This window comes from Anabaena sp. FACHB-1237, assembly GCF_014696225.1.
Lineage (GTDB): Bacteria > Cyanobacteriota > Cyanobacteriia > Cyanobacteriales > Nostocaceae > FACHB-1237.
Genome location: NZ_JACJPV010000032.1, coordinates 14,257 through 35,786 on the forward strand (window position 1 = coordinate 14,257; position 21,530 = coordinate 35,786).

16 protein-coding genes and 1 tRNA gene are annotated in these 21,530 nt (G+C 34.9%); 12 read left to right on the forward strand and 5 right to left on the reverse strand.

The window, feature by feature from the left end:
• Positions 1 to 89: 89 nt before the first annotated feature.
• A complete protein-coding gene (locus H6F32_RS14975; RefSeq protein WP_190370113.1) occupies positions 90 to 1,586 on the forward strand; it encodes a serine hydrolase in 1,497 nt (498 codons plus the stop codon).
• 112 nt (positions 1,587 to 1,698) lie between these two features.
• Here H6F32_RS14975 and nadC read toward each other — a convergent pair whose 3' ends face one another.
• Entirely contained in the window at positions 1,699 to 2,601 is a 903-nt protein-coding gene (gene nadC / locus H6F32_RS14980; RefSeq protein ID WP_190370114.1) for a carboxylating nicotinate-nucleotide diphosphorylase, read from the reverse strand.
• 467 nt (positions 2,602 to 3,068) lie between these two features.
• Between nadC and H6F32_RS14985 the strand changes: the two genes are divergently transcribed.
• From H6F32_RS14985 to H6F32_RS14995, 3 genes are all read left to right on the forward strand, one after another.
• Positions 3,069 to 4,142 carry an acyltransferase family protein gene (locus H6F32_RS14985; protein WP_190370115.1) on the forward strand — a complete coding sequence of 358 codons (1,074 nt, stop codon included), beginning with the start codon at positions 3,069 to 3,071 and terminating at the stop codon, positions 4,140 to 4,142.
• Between the two features lie 235 nt (positions 4,143 to 4,377).
• Positions 4,378 to 4,962 (forward strand): DUF1517 domain-containing protein, encoded by a 585-nt coding sequence (locus H6F32_RS14990; RefSeq protein WP_190370116.1) that lies wholly within the window; start codon positions 4,378 to 4,380, stop codon positions 4,960 to 4,962.
• Between the two features lie 108 nt (positions 4,963 to 5,070).
• Entirely contained in the window at positions 5,071 to 5,931 is an 861-nt protein-coding gene (locus H6F32_RS14995; protein WP_190370135.1) for a hypothetical protein, read from the forward strand.
• A gap of 70 nt (positions 5,932 to 6,001) precedes the next feature.
• Here H6F32_RS14995 and bchB read toward each other — a convergent pair whose 3' ends face one another.
• Entirely contained in the window at positions 6,002 to 7,528 is a 1,527-nt protein-coding gene (gene bchB / locus H6F32_RS15000) for a ferredoxin:protochlorophyllide reductase (ATP-dependent) subunit B (protein WP_190370117.1), read from the reverse strand.
• Positions 7,529 to 7,831: 303 nt separating this feature from the next.
• Between bchB and H6F32_RS15005 the strand changes: the two genes are divergently transcribed.
• Positions 7,832 to 8,584, forward strand: coding sequence for a YebC/PmpR family DNA-binding transcriptional regulator (locus H6F32_RS15005; protein WP_190370118.1), 753 nt, complete (start codon positions 7,832 to 7,834; stop codon positions 8,582 to 8,584).
• Between the two features lie 302 nt (positions 8,585 to 8,886).
• Here H6F32_RS15005 and H6F32_RS15010 read toward each other — a convergent pair whose 3' ends face one another.
• Positions 8,887 to 9,114, reverse strand: coding sequence for a hypothetical protein (locus H6F32_RS15010; protein ID WP_190370119.1), 228 nt, complete (start codon positions 9,112 to 9,114; stop codon positions 8,887 to 8,889).
• 743 nt (positions 9,115 to 9,857) lie between these two features.
• Between H6F32_RS15010 and H6F32_RS15015 the strand changes: the two genes are divergently transcribed.
• The 3 genes from H6F32_RS15015 (at position 9,858) to H6F32_RS15025 (ending at position 12,773) form a co-directional block, all read left to right on the forward strand.
• Positions 9,858 to 10,982, forward strand: a complete 1,125-nt coding sequence (locus tag H6F32_RS15015; RefSeq protein ID WP_190370120.1) for a VCBS repeat-containing protein — start codon at positions 9,858 to 9,860, stop codon at positions 10,980 to 10,982.
• A 265-nt stretch (positions 10,983 to 11,247) separates the two neighbouring features.
• Positions 11,248 to 12,558 carry an aminopeptidase P N-terminal domain-containing protein gene (locus H6F32_RS15020; RefSeq protein ID WP_190370121.1) on the forward strand — a complete coding sequence of 437 codons (1,311 nt, stop codon included), beginning with the start codon at positions 11,248 to 11,250 and terminating at the stop codon, positions 12,556 to 12,558.
• Positions 12,559 to 12,563: 5 nt separating this feature from the next.
• Positions 12,564 to 12,773 carry a hypothetical protein gene (locus H6F32_RS15025; protein WP_190370122.1) on the forward strand — a complete coding sequence of 70 codons (210 nt, stop codon included), beginning with the start codon at positions 12,564 to 12,566 and terminating at the stop codon, positions 12,771 to 12,773.
• 277 nt (positions 12,774 to 13,050) lie between these two features.
• Here the strand turns inward: H6F32_RS15025 and ftsH2 are convergent, their stop codons facing one another.
• Together ftsH2 and H6F32_RS15035 are read right to left on the reverse strand one after the other, a co-directional pair.
• Entirely contained in the window at positions 13,051 to 14,937 is a 1,887-nt protein-coding gene (gene ftsH2, locus H6F32_RS15030; protein ID WP_190370123.1) for an ATP-dependent zinc metalloprotease FtsH2, read from the reverse strand.
• A 651-nt stretch (positions 14,938 to 15,588) separates the two neighbouring features.
• A complete protein-coding gene (locus H6F32_RS15035) occupies positions 15,589 to 16,803 on the reverse strand; it encodes a glycosyltransferase (protein ID WP_190370124.1) in 1,215 nt (404 codons plus the stop codon).
• Positions 16,804 to 17,032: 229 nt separating this feature from the next.
• On the opposite strand from H6F32_RS15035, the gene H6F32_RS15040 reads away from it, so the two are divergent.
• The 4 genes from H6F32_RS15040 to ebsA all read left to right on the forward strand — a co-directional run bounded on the left by H6F32_RS15040 (position 17,033) and on the right by ebsA (position 21,436).
• Positions 17,033 to 17,500 carry a DUF4168 domain-containing protein gene (locus tag H6F32_RS15040; RefSeq protein ID WP_190370125.1) on the forward strand — a complete coding sequence of 156 codons (468 nt, stop codon included), beginning with the start codon at positions 17,033 to 17,035 and terminating at the stop codon, positions 17,498 to 17,500.
• A gap of 1,115 nt (positions 17,501 to 18,615) precedes the next feature.
• On the forward strand, positions 18,616 to 20,508 hold the full coding sequence (locus H6F32_RS15045; RefSeq protein WP_190370126.1) for a chloride channel protein: 1,893 nt from the start codon (positions 18,616 to 18,618) through the stop codon (positions 20,506 to 20,508).
• A gap of 277 nt (positions 20,509 to 20,785) precedes the next feature.
• Positions 20,786 to 20,858 (forward strand) — tRNA-Glu (locus H6F32_RS15050).
• Positions 20,859 to 21,046: 188 nt separating this feature from the next.
• Positions 21,047 to 21,436, forward strand: coding sequence for a type IV pilus biogenesis protein EbsA (gene ebsA / locus H6F32_RS15055; RefSeq protein ID WP_190370127.1), 390 nt, complete (start codon positions 21,047 to 21,049; stop codon positions 21,434 to 21,436).
• Positions 21,437 to 21,530 lie beyond the last annotated feature (94 nt).

Here is a 21,530-nt window from a genome sequence, read left to right on the forward strand (position 1 = left end):
ACTTGTAAACAATAACTTGCGTATAACCTAATTATCAGTAAAGTCAAAACTTATTAACTATATTTTATCAGTGACAAGGAGTAGTAGCTGTGTCAGAGTCCAATAAAAAAATCATCCCCATATCTCGTACAGAACCCAGCAAACAACGCCGTCGTCAGCGACAGGTATCGAAAACAGGTGATAAAAAGGCGACTAAGCAAAAGCCATTACCATCTAGGGACACTGGCATGACTCCCACAGCACCTAATCAGAACAAGGGTACTATTGCTCCTGGGGAGAAACAACCACCATCAGGAGTGATGATACCTACCGCATTTAAACCTGTACCACCAGTTAAAGAACCAGGTAGAGGACAAGTTAACAGGCAAATTAGCGGGCAAAAACCAACTACATCAGGAAATACGAGATTAAAAACGGTACGTATAGAAAAACCAAAAGTTCACAGACGTACATCTCGCAAAACCAGGTTAAAACCAATGGCACAAACTATGTTATATGCTTTGAGGTTATTAATTATGGGTGTGGGTATTGGGGCAATTGTTGGCACAGTTCTATCAGTTTTAGATCCAGCTAATCGTATTAATACTACTACTTCAGTTACTTCAACTAATCAAGCTCAAAAACTACCTCAAAATCATACTTCTAGTCTTCTTGTTAACCAAGAAATTACTGATTTAAAATCATCCGTTCAGAGTTTAACTACTGCTAGTGCTGAATTAAACGCAGGAGTATTTTTACTAGATTTGGATAATGGTAACTATGTAGATATTAATGCAAATACTGTTTTTTCCGCTGCTAGTACCATTAAAATTCCTATTCTTATTGCTTTTTTTCAAGATGTAGATGCAGGTAAAATTCGTCTGGATGAAATGCTAACTTTAGAAAAGGAAATGATCGCTAGTGGTTCTGGAAATATGCAATATCAAGAACCAGGAACTAAATATACTGTGTTGGATGTGGCCACAAAGATGATTACTATTAGTGATAATACAGCTACAAATATGTTAATTGCTAAATTGGGGGGAAAAGATGTCTTAAATCAGCGTTTTAGCAGTTGGGGATTGACTAATACTAACATACGTAATCCTTTACCAGATTTAGAAGGAACTAATACCACTAGTCCTAAAGAGTTGGGGGTATTGATTTCTTTGGTGAGTCAAGGTAACTTTGTGAGTATGCGATCGCGTGATTTAATCTTAGATATTATGAGTCGCACAGAAAGAGACAATTTGATTCCTGCTGGGCTAGGAAAAGGAGGAAAAGCGTACCATAAAACTGGGGATATTGGCAAGGTACTAGCTGATGCAGGTTTAATTGATATTCCCAATGGTAAACGTTACATTGCTTCTATCATGGTAGCAAGGCCAAAAAATGATCAACGTGCTGCGACATTAATCAATCAAGTCTCTAGCACAGCATACCAGTATTTTAGTCAAACTCAAGTTACACCACTAATCCCTACAAATAATATTCCTACCAACAATATTCCTACCAACAATATTCCCACAAATATCATTCCTACAAATAACACAAATAACATCAATAATCTACCTACTACTAACTATTATCCTCAAAACTATAGATAAAAACTATAGATGAGATAATTTATAGAGTTGTTATTCAAATCTTATACTTGAGATGATCTGATTCAGACATCAAAAGAAGTAGCTACTCATTTCAACACTAGTAATATTATTTTTATATTCTCATACTTATATCTAACCATTTAGATTGAGTTATGGGCGCACTACTAGAAATATAATCAACTCCAGTTTCTGCAATTTGACGAATAGTAGTTAAATTAACATTTCCCGAAGCCTCAATTTTCACTTTACTATCTTGCTGTCTAATTAATTCGACTGCTTTTGTGATCATTTCTATGGACATATTATCTAACATGATCATATCCGCAGCACAATCTAAAGCCTCTTGTACCTGTTCCAAGGTTTCTGTTTCTACTTCAATATTTAAAGTATAAGGAATAGAAGCGCGAATTTGAGTAATAGCTGAGGTAATACCTCCAGCAGCTACAATATGATTGTCTTTAATCATTACAGTATCATCTAACCCCATTCTATGATTAATTGCACCCCCTACAGCACTAGCATACTTTTCTAAGATTCTTAAACCAGGCGTTGTTTTGCGAGTATCAACAAATTTAGTAGGTAAATCAGCTATTCTTGTTACGTATTCATGAGTTAAAGTGGCAATTCCACTCAAACGCATAGCTAAGTTTAATGCTACACGCTCACCCATTAATAAACTATCGAAAGAACCATGAATCTCAGCTATAATATGACCTGGTTGACAGATAGCACCTTCACTAACGACATAATTAAACTCGACTTTATTACTGAGTAATTGAAAGATTCTAGCGGCCACAGGTAAACCTGCAATGACACCAGGTGCTTTAGCAATCCATTTAGCAGATTTAAATGTAGATTTGGTACTTAATAAAGATTGAGTGGTGCGATCGCCTCTTCCTATATCTTCAATTAACCAGCTTTGTAACAATGGATCAAGAATTAGGAAGGGTGGTAATATATTTGTATAAGTATTCACGGTTGCAAGTTTGATGAACAGTATCAGTAATTTTAGCATAAGATCCGTAGATCCTTACAGGATATACAGCAGTTTCCGTTATTATGAGGTACAGATGTTAATGATAAAAGCCTTGTAAGACAGTCATCTTGCTGTGTTCATAGTGTACCTCATGTAGATGGAATGTGCTGTAACATTTGCAATGTATCGTGGTAATTTTATGATGATGGTGTGACAAAATGAGAAATTATTTAATGAAAATTAATAATTATTCACAACATCTATTGATATAATTTTACATGAACTTCTAAATAGCATTGATTCTAATATTCTATGTAAATTCTGCTACAATAAGCTGTTGTGCAGCTAGATTTTATATAATGATATTCACAGAAAAGTTTGCTGAAACTTTTTTCAATTTTGAGTGCATGACTCTTGAGTTGCTGCTGTGTATTAAAAATGCACAACAGCTTAATCCTGTTAAATATCAAATAATTATCAAATAATTAAATTAAAATCTCAAAATTATGAACACAATAAATATCGGTAAAATCTACGGATTTGATTATCTTCGTGCAGTTTGTTGTATACTAGTTGTGGCTATACATTCTAATATATCTGGTTTATTTTGGGGATATGAGAATATTTATGAATTTATAGTATACAACATATTTAACTTAGCAGTTCCTATATTTATGCAGACAGCACTAGTTTTATTTTTTATTAACCGTCAAAAGTATCCTAATTATTTCTGGAATAAAAGATTATTTAAGATTATTAAACTGTATTTATTTTGGGGAATGGTTGCCCATATTTTCAACTTAATTTTCAACAATGCTATATATACTAATTTTTTAAGTCAATCTATAACTTGGCGTAGTTTAATAAGTTTTATTATTGAAGATGGATATGGAAACCCTTTTTACTTTTTCTCTTGCTTATTATTTATGACAATGTTAGCTGAATTGGTTGTGATGCTCATAGAAAAAACTCGGATACAAGCAGAATTTATCATCTATCCAGGGTTAATTCTATCTTGTATAACTGTTTTCTTATTACCTTTAATTCCAGAAATTATAGGTACACAATTTAAGACTATAGTCGAAGTTGCTAACCCTCTAAATTTTATACCTTATGTATTTTCGTCATTTTTAATTACTCAATGTCTAATTAAAAAGAAACAAGCAAATGATACCTATCAAATTAATTATCTGCAAATATTTGTCTTACTATTTATGATAGTAATATTTATTTTTATTGAGTGGAAATTTTTCAGTAAACCCTTTGTTTGGGAAGATCACAAACATTTTTCTCTTTCAGTATATACTAGATTATCTTTAGTTTTTAGTGCTTGGTTAGTTACTTTAGTCTCAATGAAAATATCATCAATTCCTCAACCAATTATTAAACTATTTTCTGATTTATCCCTGGGTATATATGCTTTACATACATTTATCTATATATTCTTGCAAAAACTAATAATAGGTATAGTTCCTGATCAAACCTATTTACCTATTTTATTATTTACCATGACTTTAATAACAGCAACTTTTTCGACAAAAGTCGTGAGAAATTTCCGAATTTTTCAGGATGTTGTTTAAGGAAAACAACAAATCTCATAGTAATATTTTCTCAGTATGATAATTTATATATGGTATAGAAAATTGAGAGCGATCGCCTGATTTACCCCTTGACAAAATCTTCAATTTCATCTATATTAATGTTATCTGTGGGAAACTGTGCACCCATATATAAAGTCTCCGAACAAGCTAAAATAAACGTCATAATTGGTAAAATTCATCTTGGGTATAAAAAACCAAACTTTGAGGAAAAACAATGCGGGACACATTTAATCGTATGATCGGTAAAACTCGTTATATTGTATCTCGATTATTTCTAAACTTAAACGGAAGTGATGTTGCACCAATATTAGGAATATTAAATCGGGTAGCAAGAGAGGCAATAGATACAGAAGGGGACATAGAAGAATTAGGAGAAGGATTAGTAGATATTTGTCAGACTATCTTACAGTATGATCAATATTGGCATTCTGCATCCAATGAAGGAGATGTTTTTTGGAATGAAGGGGAAGCAGGAGACTACTTTAATGAACTATTTACTGACTCGGCACAGAGGTATGGTGCAGATTTACAATTAGATAGTAGTAGTGAATTACTATCACTGCCAGTAACTCGTAATATCATGATTATGATTACAATAGCTTGTGAAGGGGAAGTTCCTGACATAGAAACAGATTTATCCAATAGACAAGCCTTGAAAGAAGGTTTAAAAGCTATAATTAATCTGCATTATAAACATAAATTACGGGCTATTCAAGTACATTTTTCTCCAGCAAGGTTGGGAGATGAACTTACCAATGATCAATTATTAGAGTATTATCCAGAATTGATTCCATTGTAAAAATTTATCAGATTGCAGCTTTGAGTCATGAATAAAAAAGACTGGCAATACTTAGCAAACTTTGACAATACCAAAAACCACCAACCTGAACAATACAACAGTAAAACAATGATTATGATCATATTACGTAAATTTACAGTCATTTGTTTAGCCTTAACTTTGTGCTTAACAACAGTTGCTTGTGGAGGTGGAAATCAAACCACATCATCCACATCTAATAATAGAAATGTGAGTCAAAGTGTGACTCCTACCAAACTTAACGATGGTCAATATGATGTACAACAGGGTACATACAATGATGCTAATGGAGAGTATACATTATTTTTGTTGAATCATAAACCTCCTAGTTTTGCCACAGAAAACTTACAAATGGCAAGATTGACAGATGAGGAAATTAAAGCTGGGAAAAAGACTTATTTGAAAGTAGAAAATGGTCAACCTAGCTTATATATGAGTGAAGATTTTAAAATTGAGTATGTGCATAATGTCACAGAAACTAGAAATAACCCACAAACAGGACAAAGAGAAACTATCATAGTTCGTCAAGAAAGTAGTTTTTGGGCTCCATTTGCTGGTGCTGTAGCGGGACAAGCTATTGGTAGTTTATTATTTAGACCACAGTACTATGTACCTCCAGTATATCAGCCGGGAGGTATTATGACAGGGTATGGTGGTTATGGTTCTAGTTATGATGCAGCAGTTTCTAATTACCGTTCACGCTATAATAGTCCACCAGCAGCCGTAAAAAATCGTACCACATTCCGCACCACAGGAAATTTAAGAAATTCATCAACTACAACAAGCGCGACAAAGAATACCAATGGACGTGCTACTGGTTCAGGTTTTGGTGGTAGTACCCTGAGAAGTTCTGATAAATCTCAATCTACGACACAACGTAGTTCTAATAGTTTTGGTAGTGGTGGAGGTTCATCAACAAGACGTTCTTCGGGCTTTGGTAGAAGAAGATAGTATGTAAATCGGTAGTTGAGCTTTAGCTCAACTACATAACTACCTTTCGTAGTTGTGGTTAAGCAATAAACTATGCTCCTACAGCCTCCTTAGCAGCATATAAAACCTCAGCCGAAATATCTTTCAAACCACGTTCACGGGCAAACTTTTCTGTATTTCGCTTCACTTTACCCCTTACAAAACCAGGAATTTTATTCAATTCTGCTAACCCATCTTTTGTCCAATTCAAATCAGATTCTGCAGATATTCCCTTAGTAATTACCTCTTTAGTATCATGTCCTCCAAAAATTTCTAAAAGATGATCTTCCATCCCCAGAGTAAAGGAATTATAGATTAAATCTGTAATTTGATTTGTACCTTCATAACCCATAAATGGTTTATAACCAATGGGGAAATTTTGCACATGAATTGGCGCAGCAATTACACCACAGGGAATATTCAAACGTTTACCTACATGGCGTTCCATCTGTGTTCCAAATATGGCAGCAGGTTCAACACGAGCGATCGCATCCCCAATTTCTCCATGATCTTCTGTAATTAAAATCTCATCACAATATTCACTCACTTGTTCTTTAAACCATTCTGCATCATACTTACAATAGGTACCAGCCCAAACTACATGAATACCCATTTCTCTTGATAAGATTTTCGTCATAGCCGCGGCATGGGTACTATCACCAAATACCACTGCTTTCTTACCAGTTAAATTCTGACAGTCAATAGAACGAGAAAACCACGCCGCTTGTGATACATATAATGTTTGTTCGTTGATCAATTCCTCATAATTAACAGTAGCACCTTGAGCATTAATTACTTCTTGAATTTTGCGAATACATCTAGCAGTTTCCACTACTCCCATTGGTGTAATATCTATAAAAGGAGTACCAAATTCAGCTTGTAAATAATTGGCAGTCATCATTCCTAATTCCCGATAAGGAACTAAATTAAACCAGGCTTTTGGTAAGTTCTTTAATTCATGAACTGAAGCACCTTCGGGAATTACAGCATTGACTTCAATTCCTAAATTATTCATCAACTTTTTCAATTCTGTACAATCATGATTATTGTGAAATCCTAAAGTGGAAACACCAATAATATTAACGCTTGGTTTAACCGTTTTCTCTGTGGATAATTCACCTTTTTTTTGTGCTTTTTGAATGTAAAATTGCACAATTTGATGTAAAGTTCTATCTGCTGCTTGTAACTCATTTACTCGATAATGATTCACATCCGCTAATAATACATCACCCTTAGTATCTATTTGCGCTCTTTCCACAAAATTCTGCAAATCTTCTTGTAAAATACTAGATGTACAAGTGGGAGTTAAAACGATTAAATCAGGATGTTCTTCTGCATCTTTGCGAGTTATATTATCTACTACTTTTTCCTGAGAACCACGCGCTAATACATGACGATCTACAATACTAGCGGTAACAGGTGTAAAATCACGTTCTCTGGATAACATCGAACGCATTACATTAAAATAATCATCTCCTAGGGGTGCGTGCATAATAGCATGAACATTTTTAAAAGAACTCGCTACTCTTAATGTACCAATGTGAGCCGGACCAGCATACATCCAATAAGCTAATTTCATCGGGTTTTCTCCCTTAATTAGTTCCAAAACTATGATTACGTTTATTAAATAGGATTGTCGCAAAAGTTTGAGCAAAAAAAGAATAAGGTTTTTTAAGTATTTATTTAGTAGGTAATTGTTGAAACCTAGTCTTTAATAAGGTTTTAGCTATTTATGATTACTATATTTATCTTGTTTATGTAAATAACTCTTAATAATTTGAAATAATATTTAGATCCCGGACTTCTTTAAGAAGTTGGGGATCTGGATCTTGCTGTTATATATTAAGATATTGGTGACAATCGGATGTAAAATTTTCAGGTTATGGCTGGACATAGTAAATGGGCAAATATTAAGCGTCAAAAGGCTGTAGTAGATGCAAAAAGGGGTAAAACCTTTACACAATTATCAAGAGCAATTATTGTTGCTGCTAGGAATGGTATACCAGATCCAGCAGGTAACTTTCAATTAAGAACTGCCATTGAAAAAGCTAAAGCAGCAGGTATTCCTAATGATAATATTGAACGTGCGATCGCTAAAGGAGCAGGTACTTTCAACGATAATAGCATTTTAGAAGAAATTCGTTATGAAGGTTATGGACCAGGTGGAGTAGCAATTTTAATAGAAGCGTTAACAGATAATAGAAATCGCACAGCCGCAGATTTACGGGTATCATTGAGTAAAAATGGTGGTAATCTCGGTGAAACGGGTTGTGTAAGTTGGATGTTTACTCAAAAAGGCGTTTGTATTCTTGAAAATGTTGTCAGTGAAGAACAACTTTTAGAAATTTCCTTAGAAGCTGGTGCCCAGTCCTATGAAATAACTGATGATATCATTGAAATATTTACAGAAATTGCCAATTTAGAAAACCTCAGTCAAACATTTAAAAAAGCTGGGTTGACGATTATAGATGTAGAATTGCGCTGGATACCGGATAATTATATTGAAATCACAGATAACGCTCATGCTAAATCTTTGTTAAAGTTAATTGATATTTTAGAAAAATTAGATGACGTACAAAACGTTACAGCTAATTTTGAAATGTCCGATAGTTTAATGGAGCTAAGTATAATATAGTATCAAATTAAACATTTTTATTAATCAATAATCTATATTGATACAATTGACAAATTCTAGTTTGTGACTATAATTACAAGTTAGTTAAGTATAGTAGTTCTTGTGTCTAAACTAACAATTTTTTTGTCACATTTCAAATACAGAGATTGTAGGATAACTATACAGTTCTTTACTAGTGATGAAAACTTCTTTTATGAATAAGTTAATCAAAGTTTTACTGTTAGCTGTAGCATTTACCACTCCTATGGCTATTTCTATCCCTGGAGTTGAAGCTAATACTTCTGGTACTAAAGCAGAAGTTACTAATGCTCAACTAAACCCACGCTTAAACCAACCATTAAACCCACACTTAAACCCACGCTTAAACCAACCATTAAACCCACACTTAAACCCACACTTAAACCCACCATTAAACCCACACTTAAACCCACGAAATCCACGCTTAAACCCACACTTAAACCCACGAAATCCACGCTTAAACCCACACTTAAACCCACGAAATCCACGCTTAAACCCACCATTAAACCCATAGGCAAATCTCAGTAAGTTAACCTTTGAGGTTTTATAATCTAACATATATTGAAGCCTTACTAATCAGGACTTACGCAACTGGTATATTGGTGAGGTGTGGTTCGACAAGCTGACCAACTACGTCAGACAGTATAAATCATGTAAATAACCAAATTGTTGATATCTGATGCACCCTAGAACAGATTTTTTAATGTGACACTTGTGTAGGTCATACTAATATCAGAAGTGAGGCTTCTTATTCTGAGCACATCAATAGAAATTACATGATAATTGATGGCTTTCCCAGAGTAGGTATCATAATTTAATAAAAAATAACAGTTGAAAACATTACAGATAACTTTTTCAGCAAACCCTATTTACTGATATTTTAAAAACAAAAGAAAGAAGCAGTATAAGTAAAAGTTTTACTCTTTCTTTTGCTAAATTTTCGATAATGAAAAGGCCATGTGGCGAAAGTTGGTTAGATTTTTGGAGATTATTGGTTTTATGTAATACATTTCAAATAACTTCTTATACACCAGAGAGATTTTTACATCTTTTCTTACTTTTCAAGCATCGTCTTAATTTCTCATCTATGTATTTATAATTTCTTGGTCAAAAATAGATTTTTAGGTGAGACAAAAAAGCATTATATCAATAAATAATGACATTCAACAAAACAAATTATCTTAATGTTTATTATTTACAGAATCTTAATAAAATTACTATTAAAACTTAATATTAATTGCACATAAAAAAAGTCATGCCAAATAACGAATTAGATACAAAGACTTCGGCATTACTGCCAGATCCTAACCCTTTTAATGGCAGTCTTAACCCTAATCCTAATCCCTATCTCACTAGTGCGGCTATAGTTCCTGATTTTAATGCAGATGGTAAAACAGATAAACTTTGGGTAAATATCCAAACTGGAGAAATTTTTGTCCGGTTAATGGATGGTACAAAAGTTTTAGAACAAGCATCATTAGGTAAATATGATTTACAAACCTGGAAGTACAATTTAGCTGATTTCGATGGTGATAATAAAACCGATTTCCTATTAAGAAATCAACAAACTGGGGAAAATGTTCTCGTATTAATGAATGGTACAAAAGTCGCTAATTATGTAGCATTAGATCGAGTAGATCCTGGTTGGAATGCCCAAATTGGTGATTTTAATGGCGATCGCAAAACCGATATTTTCTGGCATAATACACAAACAGGTCAAAATGCGCTTTGGCAAATGAATGGTACAAAAGTAATTGGCGCTACCTTATTAGAAACCACTAGTTTAGGTTTAACAGCAGAAATTGTAGACTTTGATGGCAATGGTAAGAGTGATCTTTTCTGGCGTGATACTACCACAGGTGCAAATAGCGTGTGGTTTATGGATGGTAGTCAAGCCACCAAATATGATTTACAATCACAAGATGCTTCTTGGGGTTACAGCCTGGGTGATTTTAATGGTGATATGAAAACTGATATTTTATGGCGCAACACCACCACCGGCGAAAATAAAATTTGGACTATGAATGGTGTGTTTGTCACTGAAGGAGTTCTCAACACACTAGACACTGGTTGGACAGCCAAGATAGGTGATTTTAATGGCGATGGTAAAACCGACATTTTCTGGCACAACCAGACTACAGGCGCGAATACTGCCTGGTTAATGGATGGTACAGCCATCAGTTCTGAAGCCTTCCTCCCTAGTAACCGCGCTGGTTTAACAGCATCTTTGGGCGACTTTAATGGTGATGGTAAAACAGATATTTACTGGCGTGATCAACAAACCAGTGCTGATGTTATTTGGACTATGAATGGTACTTTAGCTACTGAGACTACCATTGCTGATACAGAAAGACTGACTCCAGAGTGGTACACTGGTTGAAGATAGCTGAAAAGCGGGTTAAGTTAAATAGTTAAATAATTAAATAATTAAATAGGGTTTCTCAGAATGTAGATCATAGTGTACATTATGATACACCCTACCAACCTTGCCTCTCCCCGTATGGGGGAGGGGTTTATTGATACATTAAAAATTTTTAAAACATCCTCTAATAACCTCTAACAAATATCTTAATAAATATCTGGTTCTTGCCAAAAAATTCGTTAAAATAGCTGATATTTTCTACAAATTTTCATCAAAACCTGACATGACTTCATCAGAATATCAACAACGTCGTCAACAATTAATGAGCAAAATCGCTAATGGTACGGCTATTTTCAGAAGCGCACCTACCGCAGTTATGCATAATGATGTAGAATATAATTATCGTCAAGATAGTGACTTTTTCTATTTAACTGGATTTAATGAACCTCAAGCGGTGGCAGTGTTAGCACCTCATCATCCTGAACATCGTTTTATTTTATTTGTACAACCTAAAGATCCAGAAAAAGAGGTTTGGAATGGTTATTTATGCGGTGTAGATGCTGCAAAAGAACTTTATGGTGCTGATGTGGCTTATCCTATTACGGAGTTGAATGAGAAGTTACCGCAATATTTAGAAAAAGCAGATCGTTTATATTATCATTTTGGACGCGATCGCTCATTTAATGATACTATCCTTAGACATTATCAATCTTTGTTACGTACCTATCCTAAACGGGGTACAGGTCCAGTGGGTATTGAAGATGCCAGTCTCATTGTCAGTACCATGAGATTAGTAAAAAACAAAACAGAACTCAATTTAATGCGTCGCGCTGTAGAAATTGCGGTAGAAGCCCATAATAAAGCCTTACAAAATAGCACTCCTGGGCGTTATGAGTATGAAATTCAAGCTGAAATAGAACATATTTTCCGGCTACGCGGTGCTATGGGACCTGCTTATCCTTCCATTGTAGCATCAGGCAAGAATGCTTGCGTACTGCATTACGTTGAAAATAATTCTCAAATACAAGATAATGATTTATTGCTGATTGATGCAGGTTGCGCTTACGGTTATTATAATTCTGATATTACCCGTACATTTCCTGTAAATGGTAAATTCACACCAGAACAAAAAATACTCTATGAAATTGTTTTAGAAGCCCAAAAACAAGCCATAGAAGAAGTTAAACCTGGTAATGGTTTTGATGCACCCCATAAAAAAGCCTTGAGAATTTTAACAGAGGGTTTAGTAGAAATCGGTTTGCTTAAAGGTGATATTGATAAACTCATTGAAGGGGAGAAGTATAAACCCTTCTATATGCACCGAACCAGTCATTGGTTAGGATTAGACGTACACGATGTCGGTGTTTATCAACATGGAGAAAATTCGCACATTTTACAAGCGGGTCATGTATTAACCATAGAACCGGGATTATATATAGTACCAAATATAAAACCTGCCGAAGATCAGCCAGAAATTGATCCACGTTGGGTAGGAATTGGTATTAGAATTGAAGATGATGTATTAGTCACAAGTGATGGTTGTGAAGTTTTAACTGCGGGAGTTCCTAAAGAAGTTAAGGATGTAGAAAGGTAAAAACTATGGAATATCTACCAGAATTTCCTGTTATCTTAGTTACTGAGGCTGACTATCAGTTTTCTAGTAATGAAGCTATTGGCAGTGAACTGAAATTCTGGTTTGATCATCAAGAATTAGGTTGTTGTTCATATAAACAAGTTAAAAAACAACATACAGGAGAAGGTTGGGCGGAAAAAGTAGCATCAGAATTACAGCACATTCCATCTACATGAGGTACACTATGAACACAGCAAGATGCCTGTGTTACAAGGGTTTTATCATTAATATCTGTACCTCATAAGCTGTTGTGCTTTTAACTTGAATAATTAATACAAGCAAGATGCTTGTGCTACTGTAACTTCAGGTTTTTTAATTATACAGTGAGTGCTGCACATTAGCTTAATAACGGAAGCTGCTCTAAATGAAATTTTTTAATTTACAAATTAATTTACAAATAAAAAGATCCCCAACTTCTTGAAGAAGTTGAGGGTCTGATCACATCACAAAACCTTATAGTTGAGGTACAAATTGCGATTTATCAGGGACAAAAGTGTACTCAGCTACAATTTGTCTAAATTCTTCCCCATCAATGCTTTCTTTGTCAATTAATAGGTCTACTAAACGATCCATTAAACTGCGATTTTCCCGCATAATTTTCTTAGCTGTTTCATAGCAGTCTTCTACAATGGCGCGTACTTGTGCATCTATACGAGACGCGATCGCTTCCGAATATTCTGATCTAGTGGTCCAGTCTCTACCTAAGAAAACTTCCCCTTGTTGGCTTTCTAATGACAACGGACCTAAATCGGACATTCCAAAACGAGTTACCATTTGTCTAGCCATGCCGCTAACCTGCTGTAAATCGCCTCCAGCACCAGTTGTCACCTCCGCAGACCCAAAAATGATCTCTTCGGCTGCACGACCGCCTAAAGCGCCAGCAATGCGAGCTTTGATTTGGGAACGGGTAATTAAACCTTGTTCCTCATTAGGCATAAACCAGGTTAAACCCTGAGCCTGTCCTCTAGGAATTAAGGTAACTTTTTGTACTGGATCATGGTCTTTTAATACTGTACCTACTAAAGCATGACCAACTTCATGATAGGCAATTAATCGCTTACTCTTGCTATCTACTAAAGGTGTACCTTCCATACCAGCTACAACCCGATCCACTGCATCATCAATTTCTAATAATGTAATGGCTTCTTTGCGTCTTCTTGCTGTTAAAATCGCTGCTTCATTTAATAAGTTCGCTAAGTCTGCACCACTAAAACCAGGAGTACGACGAGCGATCGCTTCTAAAGATACGCCTTCGTCTAATTTCTTATTTCTAGCGTGAACTCTTAATACTTCTAAACGTCCTTTAATATCTGGTGCATCTACCGTTACCTGTCTATCGAAACGACCAGGACGTAATAAAGCTGCATCTAATACATCAGGGCGGTTAGTAGCTGCGATGATGATAATACCAGTATTACCTTCAAAACCATCCATTTCAGTTAATAGTTGGTTGAGTGTTTGTTCCCTTTCATCGTTACCACCACCAATACCAGCACCACGCTGACGACCTACAGCATCAATTTCATCAATGAAAATGATACAAGGAGCGTTATCTTTAGCTTTCTTGAACAAATCACGAACACGGGACGCGCCTACACCTACAAACATCTCTACAAACTCAGAACCGGAAATACTGAAAAATGGTACTCCTGCTTCACCTGCGATCGCCTTTGCTAATAGAGTTTTACCAGTACCAGGAGGTCCAACTAGCAACACACCTTTAGGAATACGCGCACCAACGGCTGTAAATTTTTCTGGTTGCTTTAAGAAAGTTACAACCTCTTGTAATTCTTCCTTAGCTTCTTCAATACCTGCCACATCATCGAATTTTACACCAGTTTTCGCTTCCATTTGGAAACGAGCGCGAGACTTACCAAAGTTCATCGCTTGGCCAGGACCTCCGGGAAGGTTATTAGAACGACGGAATAAGAAGAATAAACCACCTATAAGCAATACAGGGAAAATTAAATTTCCTAAAATGCTCCAAATTGCTCCATCATTTCTCATAGGATGCGCGTCAAAACTTACGTGCTTATCTTTGAGCTTTTGAATTAACTCAGGTGCATTTACAGGTAAATCTACTCGCCAACGTTGAACACGATTTTCAATATCTTGATCATTCGCTTCAATAATTGCCGTTCTTCCACCATCATACAGATCCACTTTGTTTACACGATCTGCATCTAAATATTCTAAAAAGCGTCCGTAGGTCATGCGAGTATTAGCCGCATTTCTGCCTGCATCAGTAGGATTATTTGCAAAATTACCTTGCCAAAAGAAAAAGCCAATCACTAAAGCCAGTATTGACCAAAGTGCGACAACTCTCCAAGAAAACTTCATCTTTAATTTGCCTCTAAATGTATCTTAATATGCTGTAGTTTGTTGAATTTAGCAATCTAGCAGTTAGTAACCAGTTTTCAACAGTCAACTTTGGAGTCAAGAGAACGGGATGATCAACTAATTGGGGTACTAACCACATTGATGCTTGCTATATCAAGAATCTTAATGAAACTTAACTTAATTCTAATATAATTTTGGCTCAGAAGTAAAATTGTCAGAATAGGGAACACAGAGAAAATTCTTTATTATGACTCCTAGTAGGGGTAGAGCGTAATCCTCCTTGATGTCAAATTAACGTAAAACCCTTAGCGATGGCGTTTAGCCAGGGGTGAAAATCCCGATGTCGTCACCTATTTAGCTCAACGAGCAAAATTATTTGTAGGGCTTACGCAAGTGTCACAGTAAAAAATCTGTTGAGTGGGTGCGTCAGATATCAACAATTTGGTTATTTAGATGACTGATACTGTCTGACGTGGTTGGTGAGCTTGTCAAACCACTCCCTACCAATATTTTAGTTGCGTAAGTCCTGAAAACGAAAAAACGACATCGAGAAACACAAAAAATTAGAGAGCACATTTGGGAAGCTATACCTTTAAGTTGAAACCAATGAGCGCTGCTAAACCCAAAACTTCACACCCTACACCCTGCACCTCAGTAACAAAACCCCATTTCTTTTAACCCCTGTTTTAACCTTTCTGCTTCTTGAGGATTATACTGTTCATGAAGAGCGATCGCATTTTCAAAGGCTATTAAACTATTTTGTACATCACCAATTTTTAACAAAACCACCCCTAAATTTTGATATGCTTGAGCATAATCAGGATTTAAACTGATAGCTTGATCATAAGCATTAATAGCCTCAACCCACAAGCCCATCGCCTTACATACCATCCCTAAATTATAATAACCAGTAATAAAATTTGCATCAATACCAATTGCTAATTCATAGGCCATCTTAGCTCCAAGTAAGTCCCCTTGAACTTTTAATAAATTTCCCAAATTATTATAACTTCCTAACTTTAAAAAACCATAAACAGGTAAATTCACCGCCGCATCATAATGATGAATAGCTTGAATTGAATTACCTAAACGTCCATAAGCAATACCTAAATGATAATGTAACTCATACAAAATATCATAATTAATATTTTCCCCCTGATCACCACTTTCTAATATTAAATTTAAACCCTTTGCTAACAACATTAAACCTTGAGAAATTTCGCCCATTTCTACATATAAAGCACCCAACTTACTACATACATAAATATCATCAGGATGATCTTGGTAAAATTTTCTCATAGCTGTAATAGCTTTACCATGTTTATTTTGATGATCAATTACAGCTTTTTGATATCCAGAATGGATAATTGCTACATTAGATAAATAACCAATTTTCCAATAAGATTCTTTTTTGATAATTTCCGTAATACTATCATCAACTAACGCATGATAAGGACGACTAAATTTAATATTAGCATGATTACGAAATAACCGAGAAACTAATGAATAAGGAGACTGTACTGATCCTAATTCCTGTCTAATTAAATTAATTAAAATATACTTATCTGTAGCTATTGCTGCTTTTAATTGTGGAACTATTTCTGGTTTTAAAGTTTCATCAGCATCTAACACCAATACCCATTTTCCTGTTACATATTTTAACGCTTCATTTCTGGCTATACTAAAATCATCACACCATTGAAAATCATACACCTTTCCACCAAATTGACGCGCTATCTCTCGTGTTTTATCAGTTGAGCCTGTATCAACTACTACTATTTCATTAACTATATTTTTAACACTACTAAGACACTTAGGTAAAGACTTCTCTTCATTTTTAACGATTACGCACAAACTTAAACTCATATTATAATATCACAATTAACAAGGAAATATAGAATTTTGGTCGGTTACTCAAAGAAGATCAAACTTATGGGTGTTATTATATCTTGATTGGAACTTATGACCCTAAAAATAATTCATATTTTTTATCCTACAAAACATTGTAGGTAAATTCAGGACATAATTTCCTTGTGAGTTTATCTGTGACTTGATATTTATTGTACCTCCCTATTATATGACATTGGTGATCAAAATGCTACACACTGACAATGGTTATGCTTCTAATTGGTTGCAAAAAGTAATTACCAAACCAAATTTATTAAAATTGGTCATGGGTATAATCATTTTTGCCACATTAGATTTTCACCTTAAAGCTGCTGCACAATCAACAAATATTACCAGCAAAGAAATAAATAGTTATGCCCAAGCTGTATTAGCTATGGAACCATCTCGCCAAAAAGCATTTGAGGAAATAAAAACTATCATTGGTAGTAAAGATGTACCTCCAGTTATTTGCACTGATCCTAAAAGTTTCTACCCTCTACCCAACAAGGCTAAAAAAATCGCTGCTGAATATTGTGATAAATCAAAAAAAATAGTAGAAGGAACTGGACTGACAGTAGATAAATTTAATAGTATTACTTTAGATATAAAAACTAATAGTGAGTTAAAATCTTTAGTATATAAAGAACTATTGCGATTACAAAAGACTTCTAAGTAATTTGTCACAATATTGTGATATCCTGTCGTGTTACTACTTATTAAAATCGGAGATTAGCAGCCAAATAATTTTGCTAATTTTGCACAAATTTGAGTAATTAAGTAAAATTAGGTGATCATGAATCCTTAGCTAGATTTACATATCAATGAGATCAATATTAAAGAAGTTATGTTAGATATGTTTATAAACAGTCTCTTAACCAAGTCATGCATAAATTCAATCATTTTCTTTGTGATATAAGACAGTAGAGATTTGATTCTTTTAAATTAGCATCTTAAGCACTGGTTGTTTCTTGAGTACAAATAAAAGTGGTAAGTTTTATATTCTTAGTGAAAAATTGTTTATATGATTAAGATTAGGTTAATCTACATAGTTCTACAGTGATACAAAAACTGGTGTGTGATATAAAACCAAGAAAAATGTGATACAGCTTTTGTTCATGCCTGAGTTAGATCAATAAGCAAGTATTGAGTTTAAATCACAAAAATATAGTCAAACATAGTCAAATATAATCATTTGTGTTATGATTGGAGAATGAAACTATCTGACCATGCAAAATTAAAAGGAATAAGCTATCAGACTGCTTGGAGAATGTGGAAACCCAATCTGCCAGTTGCGTAAGTCCTGGATCAGATAAATTATTATATTATTAGTTACTTATTTGTAAATTGATTATTGGTAGTGAACAAATCTCACAATTTCTATTGCTGTATCAAGCTATTTTAATATAAATAGATATTTAATTTGCATTAGTTTATGTCTTAGTTTATATTAATTTGCATTAATTTGCATTTATTAAGGGAAACAAGCCTAATATTAAGGCTATCTTAACCATGATTAACTATAATACTGATGCTAATTAAATATATAATATCATGTCCGCCCAATCACTTACGATATAGTTCATCATTGTATTGCCTTTTCCCAATTACCTATTACCAGCCTCAACAGATATGATAAGTGTTCCACCGGACATGATATAACAGTTTATTCACGTTTTTAAAATTAATGATGATTATACTTATGCTTATGCAACAGTAGAGCAATAATTAGTAATAATTAATAGATAAACTTTTAGTGCCAACACTCATAAATCCTAAGAACCTGAACTATCAATGACTCTGCTACCTCCTCCTTCTCCAAAAAAGGTTAAAAAACTCCTAGCTTTTTTCACACCTGAGATCCCAATTAACCAGTTAATTAATAGTTTTCAACCTTCCCCAGAAACAGGTATACTGCTCCTAGCCATTTTAATCGGCGGCAGTACCGGGATGGGTGTGGTGACATTCCATTATTTGATTGAGCTTATTCATCACTTAATGTTAGAAGAACTCATGGGAAAAATCGGCAATTTAGGTGCTTGGACTCTAGCTGCTGTTCCTATTATGGGGGGATTAATTGTAGGTTTAATGCGCTGGAGAACTCAGGATTTTGGTCCAGGACTATCTTCTTTAATTGCGGATACTGAGGGTAAACCAGTCAAGCATAAACTTAGACCTGTAACAAAGATGATTGCTGCTGCTGTGTCTTTAGGAAGCGGTGCATCTTTAGGACCTGAAGGACCTAGTGTGGAAATAGGTACAAGTTTTGGAGTGTTGTTATCTGATATTTTACAGGTTTCCCAAGAAAGACAGCGTTTATTATTAGGTGCCGGTGCTGCGGCTGGTTTAGCTGCGGGTTTTAATGCACCCATAGCAGGGGTATTTTTCGCTTTAGAAATTGTTATGGGAACCACTTCTTTTGCTACTTCGGCTGTAAGTGTAGTATTATTAGCGGCAGTGGTAGCAGCTTTAATTGCTCAGATTGGCTTAGGTTCTCAACCTGCCTTTGCCTTACCTGCTTATCAAGTGCGTAGTTATTTAGAGCTACCACTTTATTTAGGTTTGGGTTTATGTGCTAGTTTAATTTCTCTGACTTATAAAGAATCTATTCGCATCTTTAAGGCTGGTTTTGATGGAAATCTACCAAATTTGCATCTATTAAGAAAAATTCCCCAATGGTTTAAACCCATTATTGGTGGTGTTATTGTAGGGTTAGTAGGGTGGCGTTATCCGCAAATTTTGGGTATTGGTTATGGTATTGTCCAAGCAATGTTACAGGATGAGGATTTTTCCTTAAATTTACTACTGATCCTGTTGGTGTTAAAACTATTAATGACTTCTATTAGTGCTGGTAGTGGGTTTGTGGGAGGCTTATTCGCACCTGCAATGTATTTGGGAGCATCCTTGGGATCCGCTTATGCAAAAATTTTGGCTTTAATTATACCTACCATAGAACAATATATGGCTGCCCCTCCTGCGTATGCGATGGTAGGAATGGCAGCGGTGTTGGCAGGCAGTGTGCGAGCACCATTAACTGCTATTATCATGTTATTTGAGTTAACCCGTGATTATCGTATTGTGTTACCATTAATGGCGGCGGTAGGTTTAAGTGTATGGCTGGTGGAGAGAATTAAACCAACTATGGATAGTAACTCTAATTTGCAACAAATCGGTCTGCCAGAATTGAAAGATGAAAAGGTAGAAATATGGCAACAGATGCTAGTAGTAGATGCAATGGTTTATAATCCGCAAAGGTTATTAGGTAGTTTAGGTGTTTTGGACGGGGCAAAGATGATGATTAATCAGCGATCGCGTAGTGCTTTAATTATTGATGAGAGTAACAATTTATTGGGTATTTTGTCTTTAGAGGATATTAGACGTAATTTACCTATTTGGGGTCCTGAAGTAAATTCCTTGGTGGACATAAGGGAAAATTTTGCTACTCAAACTCTGTTAGATATTTGTACCACTGATATTATATATGCTTGGGAAGATGAACCTTTATCCGAAGCTATAGATAGAATGGAGTTAAGGGGTTTACATCAGTTACCAGTAGTAGCACGGGATAATCCTAATTGTATTTTAGGATTATTAGAAAAGGAACAAATTCAATTAACTTGTAATTTAACAGCTATTAATAAAGCACTTGATCACTATTTACCAGCTTTACCGACTGTAGTTAATTAGTCAGCCGTCAGCCATCAGCAGTTAGAATAAGCTGTTGTGCCTTTAAATTGAATAATTAATACAAGCAAGATGCTTGTGCTACTGTAATGTAACTTCAGGTTTTTTAATTATACAGTGAGTGCTGCACATTAGCTTAAAGCATTTTCTCCCCTCTACCTGCACTCAATCACAGTCAAGAGGCCACAAAAAAGAAATTAAAAAATTTTTTTTCTAACCTATTGACATTCTCGGAATAACCCTGTATATTATAAAAAGTGATGAGTGAATCGCAGTCCAAGCCCCCATCGTCTAGAGGCCTAGGACACCTCCCTTTCACGGAGGTAACGGGGATTCGAATTCCCCTGGGGGTATTTAGAGAAAATATTATAATTTAAATTGTACAGATTATACTAGTACAACTTAAAGCTTGTTTTTAGTTGAAACAAAGCAAAATTAACTAACCTACTAGCCATGATATCATGAGACGATATTAGAATGTATAATAATTATGCAACAACTAGGTAAGGCTGATATAAAATAGAGGGGGGTATAATTAATTATGTCTCTGGATGAAATTAAGCCTGTGGATGATCTAACAGCCAAGTTATATCTACCATATATGGGTAACAAAAAAAACCTTTTACGCTTCTTACCAATAGCTATAGGGCTGTACCAACAAGGTAGAGTAGAAGGTTGCCGTGTGATTGAAGCTAGTGAAAGTATACCCTTTGCAGCAACTTGGAATGTTTCGACACTACCCACAGATATAACTTGTTGTCGAATGCAGTTTAATCGTGATCCCGATTTAACCTATGAAATCATCATGGGTAGTTCTGAGTTTATTAATTTTTTAATTGAACTCTATGATAATTATAGACGTTCTCACACTACAGATTTTTCTAAGAACTTTTACCGCAGACTCTTACAGGTTGAAAACATTTACAGGTAGATATATCTAGTAGATTTTAGTAGGTTTTATTAAACGGCAGAAGATTAGTTTATGGGTTTTTACAGTTAATTGGTAAAATTCTTCTTAGTCTTTT